General features: G+C 72.0%; 25 protein-coding genes. 10 read left to right on the forward strand and 15 right to left on the reverse strand.

Annotation, left to right across the window (positions count from 1 at the left end; translation table 11 throughout):
- The first annotated feature begins 38 nt into the window (after positions 1-38).
- From V5O40_RS01660 to V5O40_RS01685, 6 genes are read left to right on the forward strand one after another with little or no spacing between them, the layout of a single operon-like run.
- Positions 39-1169 (forward strand): LacI family DNA-binding transcriptional regulator, encoded by a 1131-nt coding sequence (locus tag V5O40_RS01660; RefSeq protein WP_332903757.1) that lies wholly within the window; start codon positions 39-41, stop codon positions 1167-1169.
- Positions 1170-1188: 19 nt separating this feature from the next.
- Positions 1189-2529, forward strand: coding sequence for an ABC transporter substrate-binding protein (locus V5O40_RS01665; protein WP_332903758.1), 1341 nt, complete (start codon positions 1189-1191; stop codon positions 2527-2529).
- 30 nt (positions 2530-2559) lie between these two features.
- Positions 2560-3543 (forward strand): carbohydrate ABC transporter permease, encoded by a 984-nt coding sequence (locus tag V5O40_RS01670; RefSeq protein ID WP_332903759.1) that lies wholly within the window; start codon positions 2560-2562, stop codon positions 3541-3543.
- A complete protein-coding gene (locus V5O40_RS01675) occupies positions 3543-4427 on the forward strand; it encodes a carbohydrate ABC transporter permease (RefSeq protein ID WP_332903760.1) in 885 nt (294 codons plus the stop codon). Before V5O40_RS01670 ends, V5O40_RS01675 begins: the two co-directional genes overlap by 1 nt.
- Positions 4411-5043, forward strand: a complete 633-nt coding sequence (locus V5O40_RS01680; protein ID WP_332903761.1) for a hypothetical protein — start codon at positions 4411-4413, stop codon at positions 5041-5043. The genes V5O40_RS01675 and V5O40_RS01680 overlap by 17 nt, the downstream gene beginning before the upstream one ends.
- The gene (locus tag V5O40_RS01685; RefSeq protein WP_332903762.1) at positions 5040-5879 is read left to right on the forward strand and encodes a DUF6807 domain-containing protein; all 840 of its coding nucleotides are present in this window, start codon (positions 5040-5042) and stop codon (positions 5877-5879) included. Before V5O40_RS01680 ends, V5O40_RS01685 begins: the two co-directional genes overlap by 4 nt.
- A gap of 148 nt (positions 5880-6027) precedes the next feature.
- Here V5O40_RS01685 and V5O40_RS01690 read toward each other — a convergent pair whose 3' ends face one another.
- Positions 6028-7044 (reverse strand): LacI family DNA-binding transcriptional regulator, encoded by a 1017-nt coding sequence (locus V5O40_RS01690; RefSeq protein WP_332903763.1) that lies wholly within the window; start codon positions 7042-7044, stop codon positions 6028-6030.
- Positions 7045-7222: 178 nt separating this feature from the next.
- Between V5O40_RS01690 and V5O40_RS01695 the strand changes: the two genes are divergently transcribed.
- The 4 genes from V5O40_RS01695 to V5O40_RS01710 are packed head-to-tail and all read left to right on the forward strand — an operon-like array spanning position 7223 to position 12721.
- Positions 7223-8491 (forward strand): ABC transporter substrate-binding protein, encoded by a 1269-nt coding sequence (locus V5O40_RS01695; protein ID WP_332903764.1) that lies wholly within the window; start codon positions 7223-7225, stop codon positions 8489-8491.
- Positions 8488-9486: a carbohydrate ABC transporter permease gene (locus V5O40_RS01700; protein ID WP_332903765.1), complete on the forward strand. Its 999-nt coding sequence runs from the start codon at positions 8488-8490 to the stop codon at positions 9484-9486. The genes V5O40_RS01695 and V5O40_RS01700 overlap by 4 nt, the downstream gene beginning before the upstream one ends.
- Positions 9483-10349, forward strand: a complete 867-nt coding sequence (locus V5O40_RS01705) for a carbohydrate ABC transporter permease (RefSeq protein WP_332903819.1) — start codon at positions 9483-9485, stop codon at positions 10347-10349. Before V5O40_RS01700 ends, V5O40_RS01705 begins: the two co-directional genes overlap by 4 nt.
- Positions 10350-10384: 35 nt before the next feature.
- Entirely contained in the window at positions 10385-12721 is a 2337-nt protein-coding gene (locus tag V5O40_RS01710) for a beta-xylosidase/alpha-l-arabinosidase (RefSeq protein WP_332903766.1), read from the forward strand.
- Between the two features lie 111 nt (positions 12722-12832).
- On the opposite strand, the gene yidC is transcribed toward V5O40_RS01710, so the two are convergent.
- From yidC to V5O40_RS01780, 14 genes are all read right to left on the reverse strand, one after another.
- Positions 12833-13759: a membrane protein insertase YidC gene (yidC, locus tag V5O40_RS01715; protein WP_332903767.1), complete on the reverse strand. Its 927-nt coding sequence runs from the start codon at positions 13757-13759 to the stop codon at positions 12833-12835.
- 93 nt (positions 13760-13852) lie between these two features.
- On the reverse strand, positions 13853-14137 hold the full coding sequence (locus V5O40_RS01720) for a DUF6412 domain-containing protein (protein WP_332903768.1): 285 nt from the start codon (positions 14135-14137) through the stop codon (positions 13853-13855).
- A gap of 82 nt (positions 14138-14219) precedes the next feature.
- Positions 14220-14990 carry a hypothetical protein gene (locus tag V5O40_RS01725; protein WP_332903769.1) on the reverse strand — a complete coding sequence of 257 codons (771 nt, stop codon included), beginning with the start codon at positions 14988-14990 and terminating at the stop codon, positions 14220-14222.
- A 15-nt stretch (positions 14991-15005) separates the two neighbouring features.
- Positions 15006-15461, reverse strand: a complete 456-nt coding sequence (locus tag V5O40_RS01730) for a hypothetical protein (RefSeq protein WP_332903770.1) — start codon at positions 15459-15461, stop codon at positions 15006-15008.
- Positions 15462-15480: 19 nt separating this feature from the next.
- Complete coding sequence (locus V5O40_RS01735) at positions 15481-16404, reverse strand: hypothetical protein (RefSeq protein WP_332903771.1); 924 nt, start codon at positions 16402-16404, stop codon at positions 15481-15483.
- Positions 16401-16997 (reverse strand): phage tail protein, encoded by a 597-nt coding sequence (locus tag V5O40_RS01740; protein ID WP_332903772.1) that lies wholly within the window; start codon positions 16995-16997, stop codon positions 16401-16403. The genes V5O40_RS01735 and V5O40_RS01740 overlap by 4 nt, the downstream gene beginning before the upstream one ends.
- Complete coding sequence (locus V5O40_RS01745; RefSeq protein ID WP_332903773.1) at positions 16978-19578, reverse strand: putative baseplate assembly protein; 2601 nt, start codon at positions 19576-19578, stop codon at positions 16978-16980. The genes V5O40_RS01740 and V5O40_RS01745 overlap by 20 nt, the downstream gene beginning before the upstream one ends.
- On the reverse strand, positions 19575-20036 hold the full coding sequence (locus V5O40_RS01750; RefSeq protein WP_332903774.1) for a GPW/gp25 family protein: 462 nt from the start codon (positions 20034-20036) through the stop codon (positions 19575-19577). The genes V5O40_RS01745 and V5O40_RS01750 overlap by 4 nt, the downstream gene beginning before the upstream one ends.
- Positions 20033-20371: a hypothetical protein gene (locus V5O40_RS01755; protein ID WP_332903775.1), complete on the reverse strand. Its 339-nt coding sequence runs from the start codon at positions 20369-20371 to the stop codon at positions 20033-20035. Before V5O40_RS01755 ends, V5O40_RS01750 begins: the two co-directional genes overlap by 4 nt.
- Positions 20371-21966, reverse strand: a complete 1596-nt coding sequence (locus tag V5O40_RS01760; protein ID WP_332903776.1) for a phage baseplate assembly protein V — start codon at positions 21964-21966, stop codon at positions 20371-20373. The genes V5O40_RS01755 and V5O40_RS01760 overlap by 1 nt, the downstream gene beginning before the upstream one ends.
- Complete coding sequence (locus V5O40_RS01765; RefSeq protein ID WP_332903777.1) at positions 21963-22721, reverse strand: CIS tube protein; 759 nt, start codon at positions 22719-22721, stop codon at positions 21963-21965. Before V5O40_RS01765 ends, V5O40_RS01760 begins: the two co-directional genes overlap by 4 nt.
- The gene (locus V5O40_RS01770; RefSeq protein ID WP_332903778.1) at positions 22721-23110 is read right to left on the reverse strand and encodes a hypothetical protein; all 390 of its coding nucleotides are present in this window, start codon (positions 23108-23110) and stop codon (positions 22721-22723) included. Before V5O40_RS01770 ends, V5O40_RS01765 begins: the two co-directional genes overlap by 1 nt.
- Before the next feature lie 1006 nt (positions 23111-24116).
- Positions 24117-24596: a phage tail protein gene (locus tag V5O40_RS01775; RefSeq protein WP_093402636.1), complete on the reverse strand. Its 480-nt coding sequence runs from the start codon at positions 24594-24596 to the stop codon at positions 24117-24119.
- A gap of 1 nt (position 24597) precedes the next feature.
- Complete coding sequence (locus V5O40_RS01780; RefSeq protein ID WP_332903779.1) at positions 24598-25833, reverse strand: phage tail sheath family protein; 1236 nt, start codon at positions 25831-25833, stop codon at positions 24598-24600.
- Positions 25834-25855 lie beyond the last annotated feature (22 nt).

The following is a 25855-nucleotide window of genomic DNA, read 5'->3' on the forward strand; positions in this document are numbered from 1 at the left end:
GCACCGTGACCGCCGACACATCGACGAAGGGGGCCTGGATGCCAGTCACCATCAGGGACGTCGCCCGGGCCTCCGGCGTGCACATCTCCACCGTCTCCCGCACCTTCTCGGCGCCCCACCTGGTCAACCCGGAGACCCGGGTACGAGTGCTCGCGTGCGCAGAGGATCTGGGTTACCGGCCCAACCGCGCCGCCCGCGCACTCATCACCGGCCGCACCCACAACATCGGGCTGATCATCGCCGACATCGCCAACCCCTTCTTCCCGCCACTGATCAAGGCCGCGGAGAGCCAGGCCCGCCACCGCGACTACCACGTCTTCGTGGCCGACACCAACGAGGACGCCGCCGCCGAGGAGGAACTGGTCCACGCGCTGGCCAAGCAGGTCGACGGGGTGCTGCTGTGCAGCCCCCGGATGAGCAACAGCCTGATCGAGCAGCTCAGCCGGGAGGTGCCCCTGGTGGTGGTGAACCGGCAACTGGCCGGGCTGCCGTGCGTGCTGATGGACGTCGGTCAGGGCGCGCGGTCGGCGATCGAGCACCTCGCCGGGCTGGGCCACCGGGAGCTGGCACTGCTGGGCGGCCCGCGTGGTTCGTGGACCAGCCGGGAGATCCGGCGTGCCGCCAGCGCCGCCGCCCGGGCTGCGGGTGCGGACCTGACGGTCCTCGGTCCCAACCCGCCCACCGAGACCGGCGGTCTCGCCCAGGCGGAGCAGGTCCACCGGGCCGGCGTCACCGCCGTGCTCGCCTACAACGACCTGATGGCGATCGGTCTCCTGGAAGGGCTCGACGCACTCGGGGTCCGGGTGCCGCAGGAGGTCAGTGTCGTCGGCGTCGACGACATCTCGCTGAGCCGACTCACCCGCCCCAAGCTGACGACGGTGGCCACGCCAACCGCGGCCGCCGGCCGGACGGCCGTCGACATGTTGCTGCAACAGGACACCGATCTCCCGCGCACCACGCGGGGCGGCGGTGCCACCGTGGCAGTCGGCGTCCGTCGCACCACCGCACAGGTAATGCTCCAGACCGAGTTGGTCATCCGCGACTCCACCGGGCCGGGCCCCTACGCCGGCCGGGAACGTCCCGGAACCGCTGCCGCTGGCCCGGGCCCGCATCGCCGTGCGGACCCGGGCAACCCGGTCGTGGCCGCCGGTGACGTGGTCGCCTCCTAACGCCAAGGAGTGAGCGCACATGCACCCCGCAACACACCCCACCGCCAGCGCGCCCGACGGGCGCACCTACCGTACCCCCCTGCTCCGCCGCCGGTTGCTGCGCGGCCTGCTCGCCGCGGTCGTGACCCTGCCGCTGGTCGGCGCGGCGGCGGCCTGCGGCGACGACGCCGCGTCCGACGGGAAGACCAAGATTTCGATCTTCTGGTGGGGCGGTGACGCCCGGGCCCAGCTCACCGAGCAGGCGTTGGACCTCTACACCCAGAAGAATCCGGACGTCGTCTTCGAGAAGGTCTGGCAGGCCAACCAGGGCTACTTCGACAAGCTGGCCACCCTCACCGCCGGCGGCAACCCGCCGGACATCTTCCAGATCGACGACAACTTCCTCGCCGAGTACGCGGCCCGCAACGCGACCCTGGACCTGACGCCGTACCAGGAATCCGGTGACCTCGACACCACCAAGTTCCCGCCCAGCCTGCTCCAGTACGGGGTGGTCGACGGCAAGCTCGCCGGCGTGGCCGCCGGGGAGAACACCCAGGGCCTGGTCTACAACAAGACGCTGGTGACCGAGAACGGCCTGCCCGAGCCGACCACGGGGATGAGCTGGGAGGAGCACATCGCCTGGGCCGAGCAGGTCAGCGAGAAGACCGGCGTACCCGGCACCCAGGACCCCAGCGCCGACTACAAGGCGCTCTGGGTCTGGCTGCGCCAGCAGGGCAAGGACCTCTACGCCGGTACCGAACTCGGGTTCACCGTCGAGGACGTGACCAGGTGGTTCGAGCTGTGGAAGGGGGCCCGGGACCGGGGTGCCACGCCGACCCCGGACGTGATCCACGAGGGCAACGCCACCGACATCACCAAGCAGCTCGTGGTGACCGGCAAGTCGGCGACCTCCTGGGTCTGGGTCAACCAGATGCCGGAGTTGAAGAAGAACACCTCCGACGAACTCGGTGTCATCGCCTACCCGGGTGACCCGAGCGGCCAGTGGGCCCGCGCCTCGATGTACTGGTCGGTCTTCCGGGGCAGCAAGAACGCCGACATCGCGGTCGATGTGATCAACTTCCTGGCGAACGACCCCGACGCGGTCAAGCTGCTCGGCACCGACCGGGGCCTGCCGTCCAACCTGGACCTGCGCCGGGTGATCAGCGACGACACCACCGACGAGGCGATGAAGCAGTCCATCGCGGTGGAGACCGAGCTGGCCAAGACGTTCGGCGAGGCGCCGCAGGTGCCGATCAAGGGCCACAGCAAGGTCCGCGCCGAGTTGACCAAGGCCGCCGAGAACGCGCAGTACGGCCGGGCCACCCCCGCCGAGGCCGCCGCCCAGTTCGTCGAGGCATGCAAGGCGGCCATTGCCTCCTGACCCGCCGCACCACCCGGAGAGGAGCAGTTCGTGGCCCTGACCACGGCGCCCGACCCGACCCGACGCGGCACCGGATCCGTCCGGCCCGACGCCAACCGGCGCGGGACCGGACGGATCCGGCACGGTGAAGGTCTGGCCGGTTACGTTTTCCTGACGCCCTGGCTCATCGGTCTGATGGGCATCACGGCGCTACCCATGCTGTTGTCGCTGTACCTCAGCTTCACCAACTACGACATCCTCACCCCGTTGTCCGAGGTGGAGTGGGTCGGGCTGGCCAACTACGAGCGGATGTTCACAAGCGATCCGTCGTGGTGGCACTCGGTACGGGTCACGCTCAGCTTCGCCCTCATCGCCGTACCGCTGAAACTGGCCGCGGCGCTCGGGGTGGCCCTGCTGCTCAACCGGGCCTGGCGCGGAGTCGGGTTGTTCCGCGGCCTGTTCTACCTGCCGTCGCTGCTCGGCGGCAGCGTCGCCCTGGCCATCGTCTGGGTCAACATGTTCAACCGGGAGGGCGCGTTCAACTCGTTCCTCGCCCTGTTCGGCATCCAGGGCAAACCCTGGGTGAACGACCCGGACTGGGCCCTGGAGACGCTCATGGTGCTGGCCATCTGGCAGTTCGGCGCACCGATGGTGATCTTCCTGGCCGGCCTCAAGCAGGTGCCGACCGAGTTGTACGAGGCCGCCTCGGTCGACGGGGCCGGCCGGTTCCGGCAGTTCGTGAACGTGACCCTGCCGATGCTCTCCCCGGTGATCTTCTTCAACCTGGTGCTGGAGACCATCAACGGTTTCCAGGGTTTCACCGCCGCGTTCGTGCTCAGCAACGGCACCGGCGGGCCGGTCGACTCGACCCTGATGTACACACTCAACCTCTACATCACCGGCTTCACCGACCTGGAGATGGGCTACGCCTCCGCGATGGCCTGGGTGTTCCTGATCGCCATCGCGATCATCACGGTGGTCTTCTTCAGCACCGGCCGGTTCTGGGTGCACTACTCCGACGGGGAGGACCGCTGATGGTGGCCGGTACCGTCGCCCCGCCCGGAGCGACCCGCCCGCGACGGCCCCGCAGCCGCTCCTGGCTCCGGCTGGTCGTGCTGCTGGCCATCGTCGCGGTGGTGCTCTACCCGCTGTTCTGGATGATCGGCACCTCCGTCAAGTCGCAGGAGGAGATCGTCAACAACATCGGTCTGCTGCCCCGCGACTTCACCCCGGGCAACTACCCCGACGGGTGGACCAACTTCGACGTCAGCTTCGCCCGCTTCTTCCTCAACAGCGCCCTGGTCAGCCTGCTCACCGTGGTCGGCAACGCGGCGAGCTGCCTGCTCGCCGCGTACGCCTTCGCCCGGCTGAGATTCCGGCTGCGCGGGCTGTGGTTCGCCGTCATGATCGGCACCCTGCTGCTGCCGGGGCACGTGCTGATCGTGCCGCAGTACATCCTCTTCCGTACCCTCGGCCTGGTCGGCGGGGAATGGCCCTACCTGCCGCTGCTGATCCCGCAGTTCCTGGCCACGGAGGCGTTCTTCGTCTTCCTGATGGTGCAGTTCATGCGCGGCATCCCCCGCGAACTGGACGAGGCGGCCCGCATCGACGGCGCGAACGCGTTCGGCATCTTCCGGCACGTGATCCTGCCGCTGAGCCGGCCCGCCCTGGTCACCACCGCGATCTTCTCGTTCATCTGGACCTGGAACGACTTCTTCCGGCAGTTGGTCTTCCTGTCCGACCTGAGCGACTACACCGTCCCGGTGGCCCTGACCCTGTTCATCGACTCGACCAGCCAGAGCGCGGTCGGTCCGATGTTCGCCATGGCGGTGCTGTCCCTACTGCCGGTCTTCGGATTCTTCGTGGCCTTCCAGCGGATGCTCGTCGAGGGGATCAACACCAGTGGACTCAAGGGCTGACGCCCGCACCGGGCGGCACGAGCCCGGGCGGGACTGGCGGGACACCGTCAGCGACGCCGCCGACCTAGCGCTGCTGGGCATCCTGACCGTGCTCGCCGCGGCACCGGTGCTGACCGCCGGCGCCGCGATCGGCACCGCCAGCGCGGCCGTGCACGACTGGCTCACCACCGGCGGTTGGCCGCCCGCCCGGCGTACGCTGGCGCGCTTCGGACGGGCGCTGCTGCCGGGCGTACCGGCGGTCTTGGTCGCGCTGGCCGTCGCCGGGCTGCTCGTCGCGGACCTGGTCGCGGTGGCCACCGGCCGCGTCCCGGGCGGTACGGTGGCGCTGGTCGTCACAATCGCCGTCGCGGCGTCCCTGCTGGGCTACGCCGCCGCGATCGTGGTCGAGGTGGGGCGTGCCGGCGGCACCGGGTGGCGGTCGGCGGTCACCCGGGCCGCCCGCGCCTGCCTCGACCACCCCGCGAACTGGGCCGCGCTCGCCGGCACCGCGCTGGTCGTGGTCCTGCTGGGCGCGCTGGTCACGCCGGTGGCGGTGCCGATCCTCGCCGGGTACGCGCTGGCCGCCGTGCACGCGGTCGCCCGCCGTCGACACGTCAGCCGGGTGGAGCTGTCGTGACCGACCCACAGCTTTCCGTCGACGGTACGCCGGTGGCCCGGTACGTGCTCGCCCCCGACCTGGACGTCCGGCACGGGCCCCGGCCGTACCTGCATCCGGTGCGCACCCTGGCCGGCACCCCGGTCACCGACGCGCTGCCCGCCGACCACGTGTGGCACCTGGGGGCGTCGCTGGCCGTGCAGGACGTGGCCGGCACCAACCTGTGGGGCGGGCGGACGTACGTGCGCGGCACCGGTTACACCTGGCGCGCCGACCACGGTCGAATCGTGCACGTCGGCTGGGAGGACCTGGCGACCGACCGGCTCGACCACCGGTTGCACTGGTGCGACCCGGCAGGTCGGGTGCTGCTCACCGAACGGCGGGTGCTCGCCGCCTCGGCGGTACCCGGCCACGACGGCGCGTGGCGGCTCGACCTGACCAGCACGCTCACCGCACCCGCCGACCGCGACATCACGCTGGGCAGCCCGGCCACCAACGGCCGCCCCGGCGGCGCGGGCTACGGCGGGTTCTTCTGGCGCGCGGTGGCAGCCGAACCGCCCGAGATCCTCACCGCCCGGCTGACCGGCGAGGAGCAGGTCAACGGGTGCGCCGAACCGTGGGTGGCGATGCGGGCACAGGCACCGGAGGGTGGCGGGTACACCCTGGTCTTCAGCGGTCTCGGTGACGGCGACAGGTGGTTCGTCCGGACCGCCATGTATCCGGGGGTCTGCGTGGCCTTCGCCTTCGAACGGACCCTGACCATCCCGGCCGGCACCAGTCGACGCGGTCACCACCGGGTGGCCGTCGCCGACGGCCAACTCGACCGGGAGACCGCCGCCGCCCTCGCCGAGCACTGACCACCGGCTCGGCCCTGCGCGCCGGCTCGCGCCTGCGAGGTTCCTGGCTCACGAAATGCGGCATGTCGCGGTGTCCCGAGCGCCGGAAACCGCGACATGCCGCAACTCGCAGGCGCCGGGCGCGGGGCGCGGGCGAGACGTCGGGGGTTCAGGTTCCGGCGGGGTCGTGCGGGCGGCAGGAGGAGCGGACGACCAGTTCGGTGGGCAGCCGGATGTGGGTGTCCCGCTCGACGCCGGCGATCAGGTCGATGAGCAGGCGCAACGCCTCGGCGCCCATCCGCTGCAACGGCTGCATTATCGTCGTCAGCGGCGGATTCACCAGCGCCGATTCCGGGATGTTGTCGAAGCCGATCACGGAGATGTCGTCGGGGACCGACAGGCCCATGCTCCGGGCGACGTTGATGGTGGAGATCGCGGAGAGGTCGTTTCCGGCGAAGACCGCGGTCGGGCGGTCGGGCAACGAGAGCAACTCGGCGGCGGGCTCGGCGGCGCTGTCGACCCGGAACCCGCCGACCCGGACCAGCCGCTCGTCCACCGTCACGCCCGCGTCGGCCATGGCCTGCCGGAAGCCCGCCTCGCGGAGCCGGGACGATTCGAGGTCGGCGCGTCCGCTGATGTGCCCGATGCGGCGGTGGCCGAGGGACAGCAGATAGTTGGTCGCCAGGACGGCGCCGGCGAAGTTGTCGGAGTCGACTGTCGGCAGCCCCGACGGGCCGGTGTGCGGGTCCACGGCCACGACGTGGAAGCCCTGCTTGGTCTCCACCACGGTCGGCGTGACGATCACCGCCCCGTCGATGAGCGTGCCGGACAACCGGGCCAGCGAGCGGCGTTCCCACCCCACGGCCGTCCCGGCGCCGTCGCCGCCGGAGTACGCCAGCAGTTGGTAGCCGGTGCCGGCGACCTCCACGCTGGCGCCCTTGAGCAGTTCGGTCGAGAACGGCTCGAACTCGGCGACCAGGATGCCGAGCACGTTGGTGCGATGGCTGCGCAGGCTCTGCGCCCCCAGGCTCGCCTCGTAGCCGAGTTGACGGATGACCTGCTGGACCCGTTCCACGGTCGCCTGTGCCACTCCGTAACGGCCATTCACCACCTTGGAAACGGTCGCCACGGAGACGCCGGCCGTGCGGGCCACGTCCGACATCTTGACACGCTGGGGAAACGCCACGCCGATGATGATAGAGGGCCGGCGGGCAGGTTACGCAGACGAGTCGAAAACGTTATCGACACCGATTGACACTGGATTACCTTGCTGAAAAACTCGCTCAGGCCGAGCACCCGACTGACTGGTCGAGGAGACATCGATGGCTATAAAGCGCCGTGCAACCACCTTTCTAGCGCTGTCCATGACAACCGCACTACTCGTCGCCGGCTGCGGCGGCGGGGGCGAGAGCGAGGCACCTGCCGAGAGCGAGCTGTACAAGAACCCGGTGACGCTGACCTGGTGGCACAACGCCTCCCAGGACGGTCCCGGTAAAGAGTACTGGGCGAAGGTCGCCAAGGACTTCAATGCGCTGCACCCCACGGTCACGATCGAGATCGAGGGCATCGAGACCAACCAGCTCCAGCGCACCCGGCTCCCCGCCGCGCTGCTCAGCAACGACCCGCCGGACATCTTCCAGGCGTGGGGCGGTGGCGAGATCCGCGAGCAGGTCGAGGCCGACTACCTCAAGGACATCACCGACCAGGTCAAGGACGAGGTTGCCAACATCGGCAGCGCGGTCGAGATCTGGCAGGTCGACGGCAAGCAGTACGGCCTGCCGTACCGGATGGGCATCGAGGGCATCTGGTACAACAAGGACCTGTTCCAGCAGGCCGGCATCACCGCGCCGCCGGCCACCTTCGACGAGCTGAACGACGCGGTCACCAAGCTCAAGGCGATCAACGTCATCCCGATCGCGGTCGGCGCCGGTGACAAGTGGCCCGCCGCGCACTGGTGGTACAACTTCGCGCTGCGTGCCTGCTCGGTCGACACGCTGCGCAAGGCCAGCCTCGAGAACAACTTCGACGACCAGTGCTTCGTCAAGGCCGGTCAGGACCTGAAGGCGTTCATCGACACCAAGCCGTTCCAGCCCAACTTCATCGCCACGCCGGGTCAGAACGACCCGACCAGCGCCAACGGTCTGCTGGCCAACGGCAAGGCCGCGATGGAACTGATGGGTGACTGGAACAAGGGCACCCTGGACACCGTCACCGAGGACCAGGAGGCGCTGAACAAGTTCATCGGCTGGTTCCCGGTTCCGGCCATCACCGGTTCCGCCGGTGACCCGAAGGCGGCCCTGGGCGGCGGCGACGGCTTCGCCTGCGCCAAGAACGCCCCGGCCGAGTGCGTCGAGTTCCTCAAGTACATCGTCAGCCCCGAGGTGCAGAAGGGCTACGCCGAGACCGGCACCGGCCTGCCGGTCGCCAAGGGTGCCGAGGACGGCGTCAAGGACCCGGCGCTGAAGTCCATCCTGGAGGCCACCACCAGCGCCACCTACGTGCAGCTCTGGCTGGACACGGCGTTCGGCAGCACCGTCGGCAACGCGATGAACGACGCGATCGTCGCCATCTTCGCCGGCAACGGCACCCCCGAGCAGGTTGTCGAGGCCATGAAGGCGGCCGCGCGCAAGTGACCTCGACCAATCCGACCCTGGACCTCGCCGGCGGCGCATCCGCGCCGCCGGCGGGACCCCGGCCCGCCCGACGCTCGTCAGCTCGGGTCGCCGAGACCCGACGCAAGTGGTACGAGATCATCGGGCTCACCACGCCAGCCGTCATCGTCTATGTGATGTTCGTGCTGGTCCCGATGGGCTTCGCCTTCTACTACAGCCTGTTCCGCTGGCGTGGCGTGGGACCACCCACCGACTACGTCGGCTTCGACAACTACGTCCTGGCGTTCCAGGACCCGATCTTCATCGACGCGCTGCGCAACAACGCGATAATCGTGTTCGGGTCACTGCTGATCCAGGGGCCGATCGCCCTGGGTGTGGCCCTGCTGCTCAACCGCAACTTCCGTGGCCGTACGCTGTTCCGCCTGCTGGCCTTCGTGCCGTACGTGCTGGCCGAGGTCACCGTCGGCATCATGTGGAAGCTGCTGCTGTCCGACGCCGGCACGGTCAACGCGATGCTGGAGTCGCTGGGGCTGGGCAGCCTGGTGCAGGCGTGGCTCGCCGACCTCGACGTGGTCATCTGGACGATGCTGGCCGTGCTCACCTGGAAGTACGTCGGCTTCGCCATCATCCTCCTGCTCGCCGGCCTGTCGAACGTGCCGCAGGAGCTGAACGAGGCCGCCGCCATCGACGGCGCGAGCTGGTGGCAGATCCAGCGTCACGTGACGCTGCCACTGCTGGGACCGACGATCCGGATCTGGATGTTCCTGTCCATGATCGGCTCGTTGCAGGTCTTCGACGTGATCTGGGTGACCTCCGTGCCCGCGGTGCGGTCGCTCGGCGCGTCGGCGACCATGGCGACGTACATGGTGGACAACGGGTTCTTCGCCCGCCTGTGGGGCTACGGCAACGCGGTGGCGGTCATCCTGTTCGCCATCTCGTTCGTCGCGGCGGTGCTGTTCCAGCGCTTCCTCCTGCGTCGTGACATCGAGGGCGCCATCACCAGAAGGGCAAACTGATCGTGGCCGCGAACGCCGTCCTGCCTCCGACCGCCAAGCGTCGCCCGATCTCGTGGGGGAACCCGCTCACCTACGCGCTGGCACTCGCGGTCGCCGCAGTGTCGATCACTCCGGTGGTCTACGTGATCGTGGGCGGGTTCCGTACCACGCCGCAGATCGTCGCCGATCCGGCCGGCCTGCCCGACCCGTGGGTCTGGGACAACTACTCCCGGGTGCTGACCCAGAGCGACTTCTGGCGGCAGGTGTTCAACAGCGCCGTGGTGTCCCTGGGCACCACCATCGGCGTCGTGGTGCTGGGGGTCTGCGCCGCGTTCGTGCTGGCCCGCTACACCTTCCGGGGCCGGGAGGTGCTCTACACCTTCTTCACCCTGGGTCTGCTGTTCCCGGCCGGAGCGGCGATCCTGCCGCTCTACCTGATGCTGCGTGACCTCAATCTGATCAACTCGTACTACGCGGTGATCCTGCCGCAGGTCGCCTTCGCGTTGCCGCTGACGATCGTGATCCTGCGTCCGTTCCTCACCGCCATCCCTCGCGAGTTGGAGGACGCTGCCGCGATCGACGGCACCGGTCGGCTCGGTTTCCTCTGGCGCATTCTGCTGCCCCTGTCGCGGCCCGCGCTGGTCACCGTCGGTATTCTCGCCTTCGTCACCAGCTGGAACGCGTTCCTGCTGCCGCTGCTCGTGCTCGGTGACGCGAGCCTGCACACCCTGCCGCTGGGCGTGCAGAACTTCTCCAGCCAGTACACCTCCGACACGGCGGGAATTCTCGCCTTCACCTCGCTGGCGATGTTGCCGGCACTTATTTTCTTCACGTTCGCCGAGAAGCAGATCGTCGGTGGCCTCCAGGGCGCGGTCAAGGGCTGAGCGGCAGCGGCACCAACACAAAGGGGTAACACAGCATGACTGAGGTCCGCGAAGTCGTGGGCGGGCCGGCGCCGGTGCCGGCCCAGACAGGATCGGGCCACGGCCGGCCCGACCGGTACGGGTCCGATGGCGAGACGCGCGTACGTGAACTGCTCGGTCGGATGACGATCGAGGAGAAGGTCGCGCAGCTCGTCGGCTTCTGGGAGAAGGCCGAGGGTGAGGCCGTCGCGCCGCTGCAGGGCGAGTTCGGCGACATCGGCCGGCTCGAGGACTTCTCCCGGCACGGGCTCGGTCACCTCACCCGCGCCTACGGCACCCGGCCCGTCGAGGCCGTGTCGCGGGCGTCATGGCTGTGGAAGTTCCAGTCCGACCTGGTGACGGGAACCAGGCTCGGCATCCCCGCGATCGTGCACGAGGAGTGCCTGACCGGACTGTCGGCGTGGAAGGCGGCGACCTTCCCCACCCCGCTGGCGTGGGGTGCCGCCTTCGACCCCGACCTGGTCACCGAGATGGCCGCGGCGATCGGGGCGTCGATGCGGGCGCTCGGCGTCCACCAGGGGCTCTCCCCGGTGCTCGACGTGATCCGCGACCCCCGGTGGGGGCGGGTCGACGAGTGCATCGCCGAGGATCCCTATCTGGTCGGCACGCTGGGCACCTCGTACGTGCGCGGGCTGCAGTCGCAGGGCGTGCACGCCACCCTCAAGCACTTCGTCGGCTACTCCGCCTCCCGCGCCGGGCGCAACTTCGCGCCGGTGCACGCCGGCCCGCGCGAACTGGCCGACGTGCTGCTCGTACCGTTCGAGATGGCGATCCTCGACGGCGACGCCCGCTCCGTGATGCACTCGTACGCCGAGATCGACGGGGTGCCCGTGGCCGCGGATCCGACGCTGCTCACCGGGTTGCTCCGGGACCGGTGGGGCTTCGACGGCACGGTGGTGGCCGACTACTTCGGTGTGGCGTTCCTGAACCTGCTGCACCAGGTCGCCGGTGACCACGCGGACGCGGCCGTGCAGGCGCTGACCGCCGGTGTCGACATCGAGCTGCCCACCGGCGACGCGTACCTGACCCTCGCGGAGTCGGTGCGGGCCGGCCGGATCGACGAGTCGGTGATCGACCAGGCGGTGCTGCGGGTGCTGCGGCAGAAGCTGGACCTCGGGCTGCTGGACGCCACCTTCACCGACGAGCCGGTCCAGGCGGTCGACCTCGACTCGCCCGAGCACCGGGCGATCGCCCGCCGCCTCGCCGAGAAGTCGATCGTCCTGGTCGCCAACCAGGACGCGTTGCCGCTGCCGGCGGGCCGCCGGATCGCGGTGATCGGGCCGAACGCGGACCGGCAGGGTGCTCTCTTCGGCTGCTACTCCTTCCTCAACCACGTGCTCGTACAGCATCCCGACGTGGAGGCCGGCATCGAGGTGCCGAGCGTGCTCGACGCGCTGCGCGCCGAGTTCGGCCCGGAACTCGTCACCTCGGCCCTCGGCTGCGCGGTCGACGACGACGACCGCTCCGGCTTCGAGGCGGCGGTCGCCGCGGCGTCCGCCGCCGATGTCGCCGTCCTCGTCGTCGGCGACCACGCGGGCCTGTTCGGGCGCGGCACGGTCGGCGAGGGATGCGACCGGGACGATCTGGAGCTGCCCGGTGTGCAGCGGGAACTGGTCGAGGCGGTGCTGGCGACGGGCCGACCCGTCGTCCTGGTGCTGCTGACCGGCCGGCCGTACGCGATCGACTGGGCGCTGAGCCGCTGCGCGGCGGTGGTGCAGACGTTCTTCCCCGGTGAGGAGGGCGCCGGCGCGATCGCCGGCGTGCTCTCCGGACGGGTCAACCCGTCGGGCCGGCTGCCGGTCAGCCTGCCCCGGTCAGCGGGGGCGCAGCCGTACTCGTACCTGCATCCGACGCTCGGTGACGGCAACGAGGTGACGAACCTGCTGGCGACGCCCGCCGCACCGTTCGGCCACGGGCTGTCGTACACGACCTTCGGGTACACGGACCTGACGGTGCCGGCCACGGTGCCGACCGACGGGGCCCTGGCGGTGAGCGTGTGCGTCACCAACACCGGCGCGGTGGCCGGCGACGAGGTGGTGCAGCTCTACGGCCGGGACCTGGTGGCGTCGGTGACCCGACCGGTGGCGCAGCTGCTCGGCTACCAGCGGGTCCACCTGGCCCCGGGCGAGTCGGTCACCGTCGCGTTCACGGTGCCCACCACCCGGCTGGCCTTCTCCGACCGGACGCTCACCCGCGTGGTGGAGCCCGGTGCCGTCGACCTCTGGGTCGGCACCAGCGCACGCCGTGACGTGGCGGCCTCGACCACCCTGGTGGGCGACGTCGCACCGGTCACCAACGCCTCCGCCCGCTGGACGACCGCCGAGATCAGCTGAGTCCGTGCCGGCCGGCCACCGCCGCGATGGTGGTCGACCGCGTGATCCAGGGCAGTTCCCGATGGTCGGGAACTGCCCTGGTGCACCTGCGCCGCGCGGTGACCGCACGACTCAGGTGGCACGCCTGCGGCGGCGGTTGGTCGGCTTCGCACCGACCTTCGGTGCGGCCGGACGGCCCGGCTCGTCGCCGTTTCCGGTCGTGACGGCCTTCGGCGTGTCGGCCCGCGCCCCCGGACTGGTGGCACCGTCGACCGGCGGCGGGTACCGGCGCAGCATCCAGGTCTGCTGCCCGAGCGAGAAGAGGTTCGTGGTCACCCAGTAGATGATCACGCCGATCGGGAAGATCAACCCGGAGACGAGCAGCGAGGCAGGGATGCCGTAGAGCATCAGCCGCTGCACCAGCCGCTGCGGCGGATCCGTGGCCCAGCCGCTGCGCAGGATCAGCTGCCGGCTGGACAGGTAGGTCGTGACGACCATCGTGGCGACCAGCACGGCGGCCACGATCCGGACCGTGGCGCCGTCGGCCCCGAGCAGGGCCAGATCCCGCCCTGTGGAGCCGAAGGTACCCGCGATCGGGGCGCCGAACAGCGTGGCCGACGAGGCGCTGTCGAACTGGGTGACGGTCCAGCCGTACAAGGTCTTCAGCTGCTCCGGCATCGTCGGCTTGAGATGGCGCAACACGTGCAGCAGGCCGAGGAACACCGGGATCTGCACCACCATCGGCAGGAAACCCATCAGTGGGTTCGCCTTCTCCGCCCGGTAGAGCTCGACCAGTTCCCGCTGCAGGGTCTCCCGGTCGTCGCGGTGCCGGGTTCGGAGTTCGGCGATCCTCGGCTGCAACGCCTGCACCGCCCGTTGCGAACGGATCTGTTTGACGAAGACCGGGAGCAGGACGACCCGGACGGTGAGCACCAGGAAGACGATGCCCAGCACCCAGGACCAGTCGGTGCCCAGCGCGGACGCGTCGCCGAGCAGCCGCTGCCAGGCGCTGTGCCAGAACAGCAGGATCGCGGAGATGGCATGGTAGATCACGGACATGAGAAAACCCCTCGACGTGCGACTACGACTGATGCGAGCAGGAACGGTCACCAGCGGTCGCCGACGAGCGGCAGGAAGTGGGTGAGGTGAGGCTCAGGCGACCGCGAGGGTCGCCGTGGTGGGGGCTCTGGGGCGGGCCCGGCCGGCGGCGTCCGGATCACGGTGGCGGGGTACGCCGGTACGACCGGAGCGTTCCCGCAGCATCCGACGGGTGATCCGCAGGTCGGGGTCGGCCACCAGTGCGGGGATCAGGGCCGCGGCGGCCAGCAGGGCGGTCAGCAGTGCGCCGGTCACCGCCGCCGTGCCGGAGAGCATGCTGGTGGCACCGACGTCGGCCAGTACGCCGACGAGGTACCAGAGCAGGCCGAGCCCGATCACCGGGCAACCATATCCGGTCGGCGCCACCGGCGGTGTCCGGGAATCGCCGCCCGCCGCGACGCGGCCGGTCGCGGCCCCCGCCTCAACCGTGCGGGTCCGGTTCGGCGCGCAGCGCGGCGGTGGCCCGCACCGCCTTGACGATCGCCGGGATCGCTCCGATCAGCAGCACCAGCGCCCAGACGATCGCGATGACCGCGAAGACCACGGCGCCCACGGAGTCGAGGATGCTGACCAGGATCACCGGCACCAGGCCGTGCAGGAACCCCAGCACCACGGTGCCGAGCAGACTGGTCAGGATCAGCAGGACCAGGCCCTTGTTCTGCAGGAACTTCGGCTGGGCCAGGATCAGCAACCCGGCCCAGGCGAGCTTGAGCAGCAGCACCAGGCCGAGCAGCGCCGCGGCGTCACCGACCGGGAAGAACCCCCACAGTGCCAGGTACGCGAGCGTGCCGAACGGCGGCGCCAGGAACAACGACACCATGATCATCAGCTCGATGAAGGCGAGCACCAGCGCCAGCAGGGCCACGAGGATCAGGACGATCGAGAAGATCAGGGTGGCGACGCCCTGGATCCGGCCGTGCAGCCGCTCCGGCAGCACCAGGCCCAGGCAGAACAGCCCGGTCGTCCAGAGCGCCGCCGCGTCGATGAGCGCCAGGTAGCCCGTACCGCGGCCGGACGGCTCGCTGACCTGGCGTACGTCGCCGACCTCGACACCGAGGTCGGCGGCGCTGCCGGCCAGCTCCGCGCCGGCGTCGCCGCCGCCGAGCAGCAGCCCGGCGCCCACCTCCACGCCCACCGCCAGCACCAGCGCCAGCATCGCCAGCAGCAGGAACGGCCTGCGCAGCCCACCCATCCCAGCCCCCTCGCCTCAGTCCCGCGCGATCGTGACGAGGCACCCGGCCGGGCAACTCACCAGCACCGTGGTGGCCCGGTCGACGGCGACGCGGGCCACCGCGCCGCTGCCGTCGGCGGCGGGTTCCACCTCGTCGGTGACGGTGAAGTCGGCGTCACCCGGGGCCGTCGCCCGCACGCTGAACGCCTGCGGACCGCGCAGGATCAGCGTGCGCAGTCCGCCCGGGTCGGCGACGCGCAGTTCGCAGCGGCCGTCGACGACCAACTGCCCGGTGGCCGCCAGGCAGTCCGCGTCCACACTGGCCGGATCGACGGCGCCGCGTCCGCCACCGGCCCGGCCCAGCAGCTCGATGAGCGGATGCCGGGCAGTCGGGTCGCCCCGGTCGTCGCTGCCCGCACCGACCGCCACCGCGAACAGCACCACCAGCAGTACGCCGAGCGCCGCCAGCAGTGCCTTCTGCTGTCCGCTCACCGCCGCCCTCCGTTCACGGTCACCGCTGGTCCTCCGACCCGACCTCGGTGAACCGCAACTGGTCGACGCCGGCGAAGTAGCGGTTCGTGCTCTGCGTCTTGCCGATCACGACCAGGGTGACCTCGTGCGTCCCGGGGCCGAGCCGCACCCGACCCACGTCGACCCAGTCGGTGACCCGCACCTTCGGACTGAAGCCGATGAACGGGTCGCCGACCTGCCGGCCGTCGATCAGGAAGACCGTGTTGGCGTAGTCGAACGAGGTGGTCAGTACGGCGGAGAACTGCCAGGTCGCCTCGGCGGGCAGCTCAACCGTCACGGTCATCCGGTCGTTCACCGCACGACCGAGGAAGAACAGTTGGGCGTCCTGCGACCAGGTCACCTCACAGCAGTTCGGCTGCACCTGCACGCTGGCCCCGGAACCCGACGGCGACTCGACCCGCGTCCCGGTCGCCAGGGTCTCCGCCTCGACGGTCACCACCTGCGCCTGCGGCGGTGGCTCGTCGCCGCGGGTCACCAGGAACACCACCACCGCCGAGACCACCAGCACCAGCGCCGCCGCCGCGGCGATCCAGGGCCAGGGCGTACGCTTCGGCGGCGCCACCGCGCGTACCTCGTAGGTGACCCGGCCGCTGGAGCGGGAACTCTCCTCCGGCGCGGTGTTCGCCGAGTACGCGAACCCCGTCATGTCGTAGCGCCGGGGCGGGGTGCCCGGCGGCACGGCCAGGCGGACCAGGAACGACACCGAACCCTGGGCCGGTACCACCCGCTGCGGCTCGGTGACGGTGAACCACGGCCGTTGGGTGCCCTCGCCGGGCGCCACGTCGAACACCACGGTGTCCGGCGCGACGCCCGGGTTGGAGACGGTGAAGGTCAGCTCACCGGCGTTGCGGGCGTCCAGGGTGAACTGCTCGGCGGCGGCGACGACGGTCCATTCGGTGCTCATGACGGCTCCTCGGGAGCGGAAACGGCGGATGACGGTGCGACGACGGGTGACGGCACGCTGGCCCGTCCGACCGCCCGCTCGGCCGGGGCGTCGCCGACCGTGACCTCGGCGGTGACGGCGGCCGGCTTCTCCGCCGCCACGATCCGGTCGACCAGGGCCAGCTGGTCGGCGGCGGCCGGGGGCACCCGGACGACCAGGTGGAACGGTCGATCGGCTGGCTCGTCGAGGACGAACCCGGTGGCTCCGGTGGCCAACTCCAGGGCGGTACGCAGACCGTCCGGGGTGCCCCGCCAGGCGGCCAGCGCGGCGCCGTGCGTCACCAGATCCCGAAGCCGGTTCAGCGGCAGCGGCAGCGGGACGTCCCGCCGGGGCGCGGTGACCAGATGGTCCATCGCGACCCACCGGGCCAGGTACGCCACCATCGGCGCCGGTGCCCGGTACGGCGCGAAGAGCGCGTCGATCTCGGTGAGCACCGCCTCGTCCGGGGCGTGCAACGCCTCCATCACGTCCAGCAGCGCCCCCAGCACGCTGCCCGGCCCGGCCGCCCGCTGGTAGGCCGCGGGCAGCAGCCGCTCAATGCCCGCTCGTCGCATCCTGCCGCACCACCTCGATGTCGTGCTCGCCGGAGCAGAGCAGCCAGGTGTCCGGAACGGTCACCACGTCGGCGGTGGCCTGGTTGGCGCTGGCCGACCACTCCGTCGCGTCGCCGCTGCGGTGCACGCCGCGTTCCCCGCCGGCCAGCACCAGGCGGTCCGCCGCGCCGGTCGCGGCGACCGTGTCCACCGGCATGAACCGGGTCCGGTCGCGCAGCGGCAGCCCGCAGTTGACCGACACCGACGTCCACTGCGGCTGTGCGGACAGCGTGTCCAGTCGCAGCACCCCGCCGCTCTGGGTCGCGGCCAGCGCGAGCGGGCCGCTGAAGGCGAGGTCCCGGCAGGTGCCGCCGAGCCAGCCCGCCGACAGCGCCTGCCACTTCACGTCGGATTCGAACAGCCGGGCGCGGAAACAGCCCTGGCCGGGTCGCTTCGGATCCGGTTCGCCGGTACCGCTCCACAGCAGGGTGGCCGGTCCGTCGTACTGCACGGCGAGGACCCGGTTGTCCACGTTGGCCAGACCCACGTGGCTGAAGCTGCCGGGGCGACCGGCGTTGCCGGACAGGTACACCCCGAAACCGGCCTGGGCGGCCACCGCCACCCCGGCCGCGCCGCGCTCGGAGACGAACGCCCGCACCGCGTAGAAGCCCCGGTCGGCGTCGGCGGGGTCGACCAGGATCTGCAACGGCACCGAACCGGGCAGCAGGGACACCTCGTACAGGCCGGTGTCGGTGGCGAGCAGCAGCGCGCCCGCGCCGTCCCGGTCGATCCAGGCCAGGTCGCCGACCCGCGAGTCCAGGTCGGCCAGCAGCGACCAGGTCTCACCCAGATCCGTGCTCAGGTGCACCCGGGAGCCGCCGTCGCTGCGTACGGTCGCCACCGCCACCGAACCGGCCCGCGGCACGATGCCCGGTCGCACCGGCGCGGGCGCCGGCACCACCCGCTGCACGGTCTCCCCGTCGTCGAAGCGTCCCGCCGGCTCCCAACCGGCCCCCGCGTTCGTCGAGCGGAACAGCACCGCCCCACTGCCGGCGTACCAGGTGCGCGGCTGGTACTGGTCGGCCGCGAGGGTACGCACGTGACTGTCGGGTGTCTCGTCGACCTCGAACCGCACCGACTCGACGTAGCGCACCCCCGGCTCGGCGTGTTCCAGCAGGCGGTACACGTTGGACGCCCGCAGTGGCTCGCCGAAGGCCCACCCGGTCGGGTTGAGCGTGCTCGGCAGCGGGCTGAGCGTCTGGTGCAGGCGGTCGTGGATGCGTCGGCGTACCGCCTCGACGTCCTCCTCCCGGCGGACCACCACCCGGGCCCGGATCGACACCGCCTTGTACCGCGCCCAGCTGGCCCGGCAGGCGGTCCCCAGCGAACGGCGGCGCTCCAGGTCCGCCTCGACCCGCAACCGGACCTCCTCGACCTCGTGTTCCCGCAACACCGACACCGGCAGTCGGCCGCCGGGCCGCGCGCCGTCCGGCACCTGCGGCACCAGTACCACCTCCACCTCGCCGGGGCGGGCGAAGCTGTAGACGGCGGCCCGGGTGAAGGCACGGGCCCGGGTCACCCCGCCGGAGGCGGTGGCCAGCACCTCGAAGTCCCGGGCGGTCACCGCGCGCTGCTGGGCGAAGAAGGCGTACGGCCCGCGCAGCAGCACCGACTCCATGGCCTCCAGCTCCCGCCCACCGGCCGCCGGCAGTGGGTTGACCACCTTCACCCCCGGCAGCGGGTCACGCAGGCTGGTCAGGGTGCCGGCGGCCACGTTGCCGGCCGGTCCGCCGCCCGCGCGGTACCACAACCGGACCTGCCGGCCGGCCGGTGGCACCGCCGCGACCGCGCCGTCGCCGGAGTGCGCCGTCCCGTCGTCGGTGACCCGCAGGTCCAGCGCCGGTGCGAAGGTCACCGTGCCGGAGCACCGGTCCACCAGGTACGCCTTGTCCTGCGGCCCGAGCCCGGCGAAGCTGTCCACCGCACGCCAGATCTCGAAGGTGCGCCCGTCGTGTTCCCGAGCCGCGGCACCCAGCTCCACCGAACCGGTCGGCACCTCGACCCCGAGCAGCAGGTCCAGTGGTTCGGCGGTACGCGCCAGCGGCGCCCGCCCGGCGCGCAGCACCTGCCCCGGCTGTCCGGTGCCGACGCCGAGCAGTTCCGCCTCCACCGGCTCGCAGTGGTGCATCCGGACGGTCACCTCGCGCTGCCCGGCGGCGAGCAGCGCCGGCTCGCAGGTGACGAAGACCACCGGCCGTGGGTCGGCCCCCCGGGCGGCGGCCACCCGGGTGCCGGCGGGGATCCGCAGCGGGGCCTCGTCCGGGCCGGTGCGGGTGAACCGGACGTCCGCCCAGGCCGCCGCCGGTGGGTGTCGGGTCACCCCGAGCAGGTTGAGGAAGGCGACGTACGCCTTCTCCGGCAACTGGTTCAGCCGGTAGATCATCACTTCGGTGAGGTGCGCGAACGCCTCCAGCAGCGCGACACCGGGGTCGTGCGCGGACAGGTCGGTCCACCCGGGGCAGGACTGCCGGATCCGGTCCCGGGCCTCGGTGACCAGGTCGAGGAAGCTCCGGTCGTCCAGGTGCGGCACGGGCAGCGTCATCGTGCCTCCTCGATGTCCGGGCCGGTGGTCGGCCCGCCGGGCGGGTCGTCGTCGGCGGGCAGCAGGTCGACCGAGAAGACCAGCTGACCGGGGGTGAGGCTGGCCCGGATCCGGTAGTCCAGCCGGATCACCAGCCGCCACGGGTCGTCGGGATCCGGTCCGGCGTCGACGTCGAGCACGTCGATGCGGTGTTCCCAGCGCGCGATGGCCGCGCGGACGTAGTGGATGGCCAGCCCGGCGGTGGTGTCGTCGTTGGGCGCGAAGACCAGCCGGTGCAGGCGGGAGCCGTACCCGGGTCGCATCAGCCGCTCGCCCGGCGTGGTCGACAGCAGCAGGAACAGCGCCTGGCGTACCGTCTCGTCGCCGTCGGTCATCGCCAGGCCGCCGGCCGCGGTCAACCCGAGCCCACCGCCCTGACCCGGGTCGAAGCCGGCACCGACGAACCGGATCGCCCTCACTTGTCGGCCCCCACGAAACGCTGCCGGGGGTCGCGTACCCGGTAGGTGAACTGGCCGGGCGGGCTGCCGTTGGTGAACCCGGACAGGTGCGACAGCACGATCCGCCGGCCGCTGACGCGCACCCAGTCGCTGTAGCCGGCCCGCACCGCCTCGGTGCCGGTGCACGGCTTGACGGTGGCGCCGTAGTTCGGACAGGCGACGATCTCCCGCCCCTTCGGGTCGTCGGCCACCAGCACCGGTACGCCGGCCACCGTGACCCAACCCTGGGACGCCCGGTTGCGGACCCGGCCGTCGTGGCTGCACCTGATCACCGAGTCGCGGTGGATCCAGCGCATCAGCTGCCTCCTTCGTGGTGGGCGCGGGCGAGCGCCCGGGCCTGCTCGGCGGCGGTCCGCGCGTCCTCGACGGCCTCGGCGTGCAGGAAGTCGACGCTGCGAGCCCGGACGACCATCGCCCGACCCGGCGCGGACAGCACGAGATCCGTCGCGGCGTGCAGGGTGGCCAGCTGCGGGGTCAGTTCCAGCCAACTGCCGGCGTCGGTGCTCAGCCGCAGGCTGCGCGCCACGTCGTCGACAACCACCTGCTGACCACCGGCGGTACGCAGCGACCAGCGCCGGGCCCGCCCGTCGTCGACCCCGGTGTCGTACGGCTCGACGGTGCCGAACAGCGAGCCGAGCACCACGCCGGCGGTCGGCTCACCACCGGGCAGCGCCACCAGCACGCTGTCCTGCGGGTCGGGCAGCGCGACGAGTCCCTTGCCCCGTCCCGCGCCCGGACACAGCACCGCCAGCCAGCCGGCGTCCGCCCCGCCGTACGCGGGCAGTTCCACCCGTACCCGGCCCAGACCGTCGGGGTCGGTCACGTCGGTGACGGTGCCGAGGGTGACCACCGCCGGTGCCGGCGACCCGGAACGCGGCGCCGGCGGCGGCATGGTCGAGAAGCGGCTCAGGTGACCGTTCGCGTCGACGGTGTGCACCACCTCCGTCACCACGTACGTGCCGGCCACCGGCTCGGCCACCCCGGTCAGCCGGATCCGTCGGCCGGGCCGCAGCGCGGGCGTGCCCTCGGCGGTCCCGTCGGCGGTGACCAGGGCGGCGGCCCGGGTGTCGAGCCGCGCCTGGGCCAGCGCGGCGATCTCGTCGTCGCTGCGCCCCGGCTGGTCCAGGGCGGTACGCGGGCCGTCCGCGCCGACCTCGGCCGGATCGGGATCCGCCGGGGTGCGGCGCCCGCAACGGGGGGTTTCCACCCGCTGGACGATGGGTTCGGCGCGCTGCGGGTGCCAGCCCAGCACCGCGCTCTCCCCGGCGGCGCTGTCGGCGTTCACCGACAACCGCAGGCCGTGCACGTCGCGGCCAAGTTGCAGAGCGATCGGCTCGCCGTAACCGTCCAGGGTGACCAGTCGCAGCACGTCACCGTCGAGGCTCAGGTGCAGCCCGGCCCGTCCGGTCACGTCGACGAGCAGGTCCAGGTCGTTGGGTCGGTGGTGGGGCAGCCGGTCGAGGTGCGGGCCGTCGACCTCCGCCTCGACGCGCAACCCCAGGTCGGCGCAGAGTTCCGTGGCCAGCTCGGCGGCGGTGACCGACTCGAAGACCCGGATCCGTTGCCGCTTGCGCAGCCGGTGCAGCAGGTCGTACCCGCGGACCCGCAGGACGGCCGTACCGTCGGCGGCGTACTCGACCTCGACGGCGGTGACCTCCCCGGTGAACAGCGCCTCCGGGTGGCCGTCGAGCCGGACGTCCAGGCTCGCGCCGATCCGCACCGGCCCGGTCAGCGCGGCGGTGCCGGGCCCGGTGCGCAGCGTCGCCTCGCACTGGGTGGGCAGGTCCAGTCGCGCGGCCACCCGCACCGAGGTGACCTGCCCGGTCACCGCGTCGGGCAGCGGTCTGCCGCCGAGCAGCACGGTGAGCGCCCGGGGCGCGGCGGCGGTCACGAGCCGCTCCCCGAGGAGTCCGCGCTGCTCGTCCCCGGCGGTGCGGTGCCGGGCAGCGGCGGTACGGCGAGCGCGGTGCCGGCGGGCACGGCCAGCGGGTCGGTGATCCTGTTGTGCTCGGCCAGCAGCCGCCACCGCAGGGGAGATCCCAGCGCGTCGTGGGCGAGCAGGTCGAAGCGTACGCCCGAGGTGTCGGCGGCGGTGCCGTCGCCGGCGGCCACCACGGCCGTGCCCGGGGCGACGGTGGGGGTCTGCGCGGCGGACAGTTCCTCGGCGAACCCCTCCTCGGCGCGGCGGGCGTCCTCGGCCACCCGGACCAGCTTGAGCCGCAGCCAGGAACGGCGCGGGGAGCCGGTGGCGGTGAACGCGTCGAAGCGCTCCGCCACCGCGACGATCACACCGGGCACGTTCCAGGTCTTGCCCCAGACCATCCGCACCAGCGGGGGCCGCAGCCAACCGTGTTCCACCGCCGAGTTCTCGGCCAGCATCCAGAGCGGTCGGGTGAGCGCCCGTACGTCGGTCGGGCGCACCTGCCCCTCGGCGAAGTCGATGTCGAAGAGCAGATCCAGCACGAGTTCGGTGCGGCCGCCGCCGGTGAAGAGCAGTGGGTCGTCGGCCAGCCCGACGCCGGTGAGCTGACCGTCGGCGCCACCCCGCTGACGCACCCCGGCGAGGCGGGTCACCTGCACCGTCTCGGGGTTGAGCAGGCAGTCGATCCGTTCGCCGCTGTCGATGAGGAAGGCCACCCGTTGCATCAGCCACCCGCCTGTTCCCCGTCGAGCCGCCGTGTCCGGTGCCCGTCGCCGTCGGCCGGTCCGGACACCGACCACAGGGCCCGGTCGTCGGGCAGGGCCGGCCACGGGTCGGCCGCGGTGCGCGACGATTCCAGGTCCGGCCAGCGGGCGTCCGCGCCCACCGACCAGCGTCCGTCGCCGGTGGGTAGCCCACTGCCGGGCCAGCGCCCGTCGCCGGTGGAAGATCCGGCGGGGTACCAGCGTCGGTCGCCCGGCCGGGTCGTTCGTCCCGCCCCGCCGTCGCCGCCCGGCAGGTCGGGGCCGGCCGTCTGCTGCCGCCCGGTGACCAACCGGAGCGCCGCGCGGTGCCCCGGGACGGCCCCGGCCGAGGTCGGCTCCGGACTGTTCAACGGCCCGACCGCCCATCGGTCCGACCCGGCAGACTGCGGGCTGGCCATGTCGACGGGCCGGCCCGCCGGGATGGTGCGCCGGCCCGCCGGGTCGGCAGGCGGGCCGCCCGCTGGATCGGGGCGTCGGGGTGTCGGGGCGGGCGGAAGCGGCCGGTCCCCGCTGGTGCCCTGGTTCGTCGCCGTCGATCTTCCCGCCGGCTGGGTGGGGCGGCGACCCGCCGTTGACGCTGCGGCCCCGCGCGGGCCAACCGTCGCGGCTGTCGCCGCTGGTGCCTCCTCCACCTCTCGGCTCCATTGCCGGCGGATCCCGCCCGACCAGTCGGAATCGCCTGGTCCGCCTGGTCCGCCTGGTCCGCCTGGTCCGCTGGTCCCGACCGGCCCCGCCGGCTCGGCTGTCGCCGGAGTGGGCCGGGACATCCCCCTTCGGCCCCTTTGCTCTGCTTCAACCTGCGCACTTGTCGACGTCCGGATAGCGGACGTCGGGTGATGCGTGGAGTGAAGCAGAGCAAAGGGAGTGGGGGAGTGGGGTTCCGGTGTCGGGCCGGACGTCGGGAAGGGGGCCGTCGAGCGGGGGTGCACGTCGGTGACCGCGCCTGGCTCGGCCGTCGTGTCGGGGCGCTGGGCGTACCGGCCGGCCGCGCCGAGCGACGTCCCGGATCGGTGCTCCGGGCCCTCGGCGCCACCCCGGTCCGGCGGGCCGGCGGGATCGACGTCCGGTCGGCCGTCGTCGTCCGGTTCGGGGTGGCCCGGCTCATGGTGGTACGCGTCGGCCGGCGCTGCCCCGGCGTCCGGCGACGGGTCGAGGGCCAGGTCCCGCAGCAGGCCAGGGGCATGGGCGGTGACGACCCGAAGCCAGTGCTCGGGCGGCTGCCCCGGTCGCCGGGGCCGACGATCGACGTGGCCCGGGGCGGTCGCGACCGCGTGCGCCGGCGGGGTGGGGGAGTCGAGCGCACCGGCGAGGCGGTCCACGGTGGCCGCCGCGGACCGCAGCCGGTCGGCGAGCCAGCTACGCGGGCGTCGGCGCGGCACCGCCGGCCTCCAGTTCCAGGCTCTCGTAGCGCAGCGTCAGTGCCGCGATGGCGATCTCCTGCCCGAGCGTGTTCAGGTGGGCGCCGCGCCAGTTGGTCGGCCACGCGTTGATCAGGTTCCAGCGCAGCACCTCCGCCGTGCCGGCGGCGTCGAGCAGCACCACCGAGACGTTGCGGCGGCTGACCGTGCCTCGGGCGACCGCGTGCACCCAGTCCCACAGCTCCCGCGACGCGGTGAGGCCGAAGTGCAGGGTGACCGGCCCGTACTCCACCTGGCCCGGGACCATCCGGATCCGGTCGTTGCCCTGCTCCCGGTACGGCACCGCCGGGATGTTCACCTCCAGGCCGCTGACCTCGGTGAAGTGGCCGTTCGTCACCCCGTTCACCAGCAGCTTGAAGTTGTACGCCCGGTACGGGTCGACCGGGGTGCCCGGTTGGGGGGTGGCGGTGGTCGGCATGTCAGCCTCCAATCGTCTCGGTCTCGGTGCCGCCGGCCCACTGGCTCAGCTTGAACACCACGAACTCGGCGGGCTTGACCACGGCGATGCCGATGTGGGCGACCACCATCCCCGCGTCCCGGACGTCGGCCGGGTTGGTCTCCTCGTCGCACTTGACGAAGAACGCCTCCTCCGGCGTGCGTCCCAGCAGCGCCCCGTCGCGCCACACCCGGGTGAGGAAGGCGCCGATGTCCCGCCGGATGGACCGCCACAGCGTGTAGTCGTTCGGCTCGAACACCATCCACCGGGTGCCGTTGGCGATGGCCTGCTCGATGGCGATGGAGAGCCGCCGGACGTTGAGGTAACGCCACTCGCTGGCCTCGGCGGCGAGGGTGCGGGCGCCCCAGACCCGGATGCCCTCCCCGGGGAAGTAGCGGATGACGTTGACCCCCTTGGGGTTGAGCACGTCGTGCTCGGCCCGGGTGACCAGGTGGCCCAGGTCCACCGCGCCGCGTACCGGCTCGTTGGCGGGCGCCTTGTGCACTCCGCGCAGGGCGTCGGTACGGGCCCAGATGCCCGCCACGTGCCCGCTCGGCGGGGTGAGCACCAACTCGCCGCTGAGCGGGTCACGGACCCGCAGCCACGGGTAGTAGAGGGCGCCGAAGTCGGACTGCCGGGGGCGGTGGGCCACCGGACCGCCCCCACCGCCGGATCCGCTGGCGGCGGCCGGATCGTCGGTGTCCGCCGGTTTCGCCGGGCGGCCCGAGCCGGGCGTGGCGACCCGGGTGAGGGTGGAGATGTCGTCGATGTCGGGTGCCGGGTCGCAGATGGCGACCATGGTGCGGGTGCGCTCGGCCATGCTGAGCAACGCCTCGTGGGAGACCGGGTCGTGGAAGCCGGGCGCGGCCAGGATGGAGATCTCGTCGACCGCTTCCAGCAGGTCCAGGCCGGCGCGCTTGCGGCCGGTGCCGGAGACCGCGCCGCCCTCGCCGACGTTCACCACCCAGCAGCGGGTGCCGCCGTTGTCCAGGAAGCCGAAGACGGCCCGGGCCAGCGGGGTGCTCTCCAACTGGTCCCCGTCGGCGTACAGGCGGAGGAAGTCGGTCCAGTTGTTCACCGCGAGAGCCGCGCCGAGGTGGGCGGTGCGGTCCGGCGCGACCCCGACGAAGGCCGCCGTGCTGGTGCCGACCGGTCCGATCGGCCGGGCACCGCTGGGCACCTCCTCGACGTAGATGCCGGGTGAGAAGTAGGTGGGCATCGGTTCCTCCCGTGCGGGTCGG

This window comes from Micromonospora palythoicola (assembly GCF_036689795.1).
GTDB lineage: Bacteria > Actinomycetota > Actinomycetes > Mycobacteriales > Micromonosporaceae > Micromonospora > Micromonospora palythoicola.

Excerpts from the sequence above, each read along its gene's own strand:
- V5O40_RS01660 (WP_332903757.1), top strand. The coding sequence starts at position 39 with ATGCCAGTCACCATCAGGGACGTCGCCCGGGCCTCCGGCGTGCACATC.
- V5O40_RS01665 (WP_332903758.1), top strand. The coding sequence starts at position 1,189 with ATGCACCCCGCAACACACCCCACCGCCAGCGCGCCCGACGGGCGCACC.
- V5O40_RS01675 (WP_332903760.1), top strand. The coding sequence starts at position 3,543 with ATGGTGGCCGGTACCGTCGCCCCGCCCGGAGCGACCCGCCCGCGACGG.
- V5O40_RS01695 (WP_332903764.1), top strand. The coding sequence starts at position 7,223 with ATGACAACCGCACTACTCGTCGCCGGCTGCGGCGGCGGGGGCGAGAGC.
- V5O40_RS01710 (WP_332903766.1), top strand. The coding sequence starts at position 10,385 with ATGACTGAGGTCCGCGAAGTCGTGGGCGGGCCGGCGCCGGTGCCGGCC.
- yidC (WP_332903767.1), bottom strand. The coding sequence starts at position 13,759 with ATGTCCGTGATCTACCATGCCATCTCCGCGATCCTGCTGTTCTGGCAC.
- V5O40_RS01725 (WP_332903769.1), bottom strand. The coding sequence starts at position 14,990 with ATGGGTGGGCTGCGCAGGCCGTTCCTGCTGCTGGCGATGCTGGCGCTG.
- V5O40_RS01735 (WP_332903771.1), bottom strand. The coding sequence starts at position 16,404 with ATGAGCACCGAATGGACCGTCGTCGCCGCCGCCGAGCAGTTCACCCTG.
- V5O40_RS01740 (WP_332903772.1), bottom strand. The coding sequence starts at position 16,997 with ATGCGACGAGCGGGCATTGAGCGGCTGCTGCCCGCGGCCTACCAGCGG.
- V5O40_RS01745 (WP_332903773.1), bottom strand. The coding sequence starts at position 19,578 with ATGACGCTGCCCGTGCCGCACCTGGACGACCGGAGCTTCCTCGACCTG.
- V5O40_RS01755 (WP_332903775.1), bottom strand. The coding sequence starts at position 20,371 with ATGCGCTGGATCCACCGCGACTCGGTGATCAGGTGCAGCCACGACGGC.
- V5O40_RS01765 (WP_332903777.1), bottom strand. The coding sequence starts at position 22,721 with ATGCAACGGGTGGCCTTCCTCATCGACAGCGGCGAACGGATCGACTGC.
- V5O40_RS01775 (WP_093402636.1), bottom strand. The coding sequence starts at position 24,596 with ATGCCGACCACCGCCACCCCCCAACCGGGCACCCCGGTCGACCCGTAC.
- V5O40_RS01780 (WP_332903779.1), bottom strand. The coding sequence starts at position 25,833 with ATGCCCACCTACTTCTCACCCGGCATCTACGTCGAGGAGGTGCCCAGC.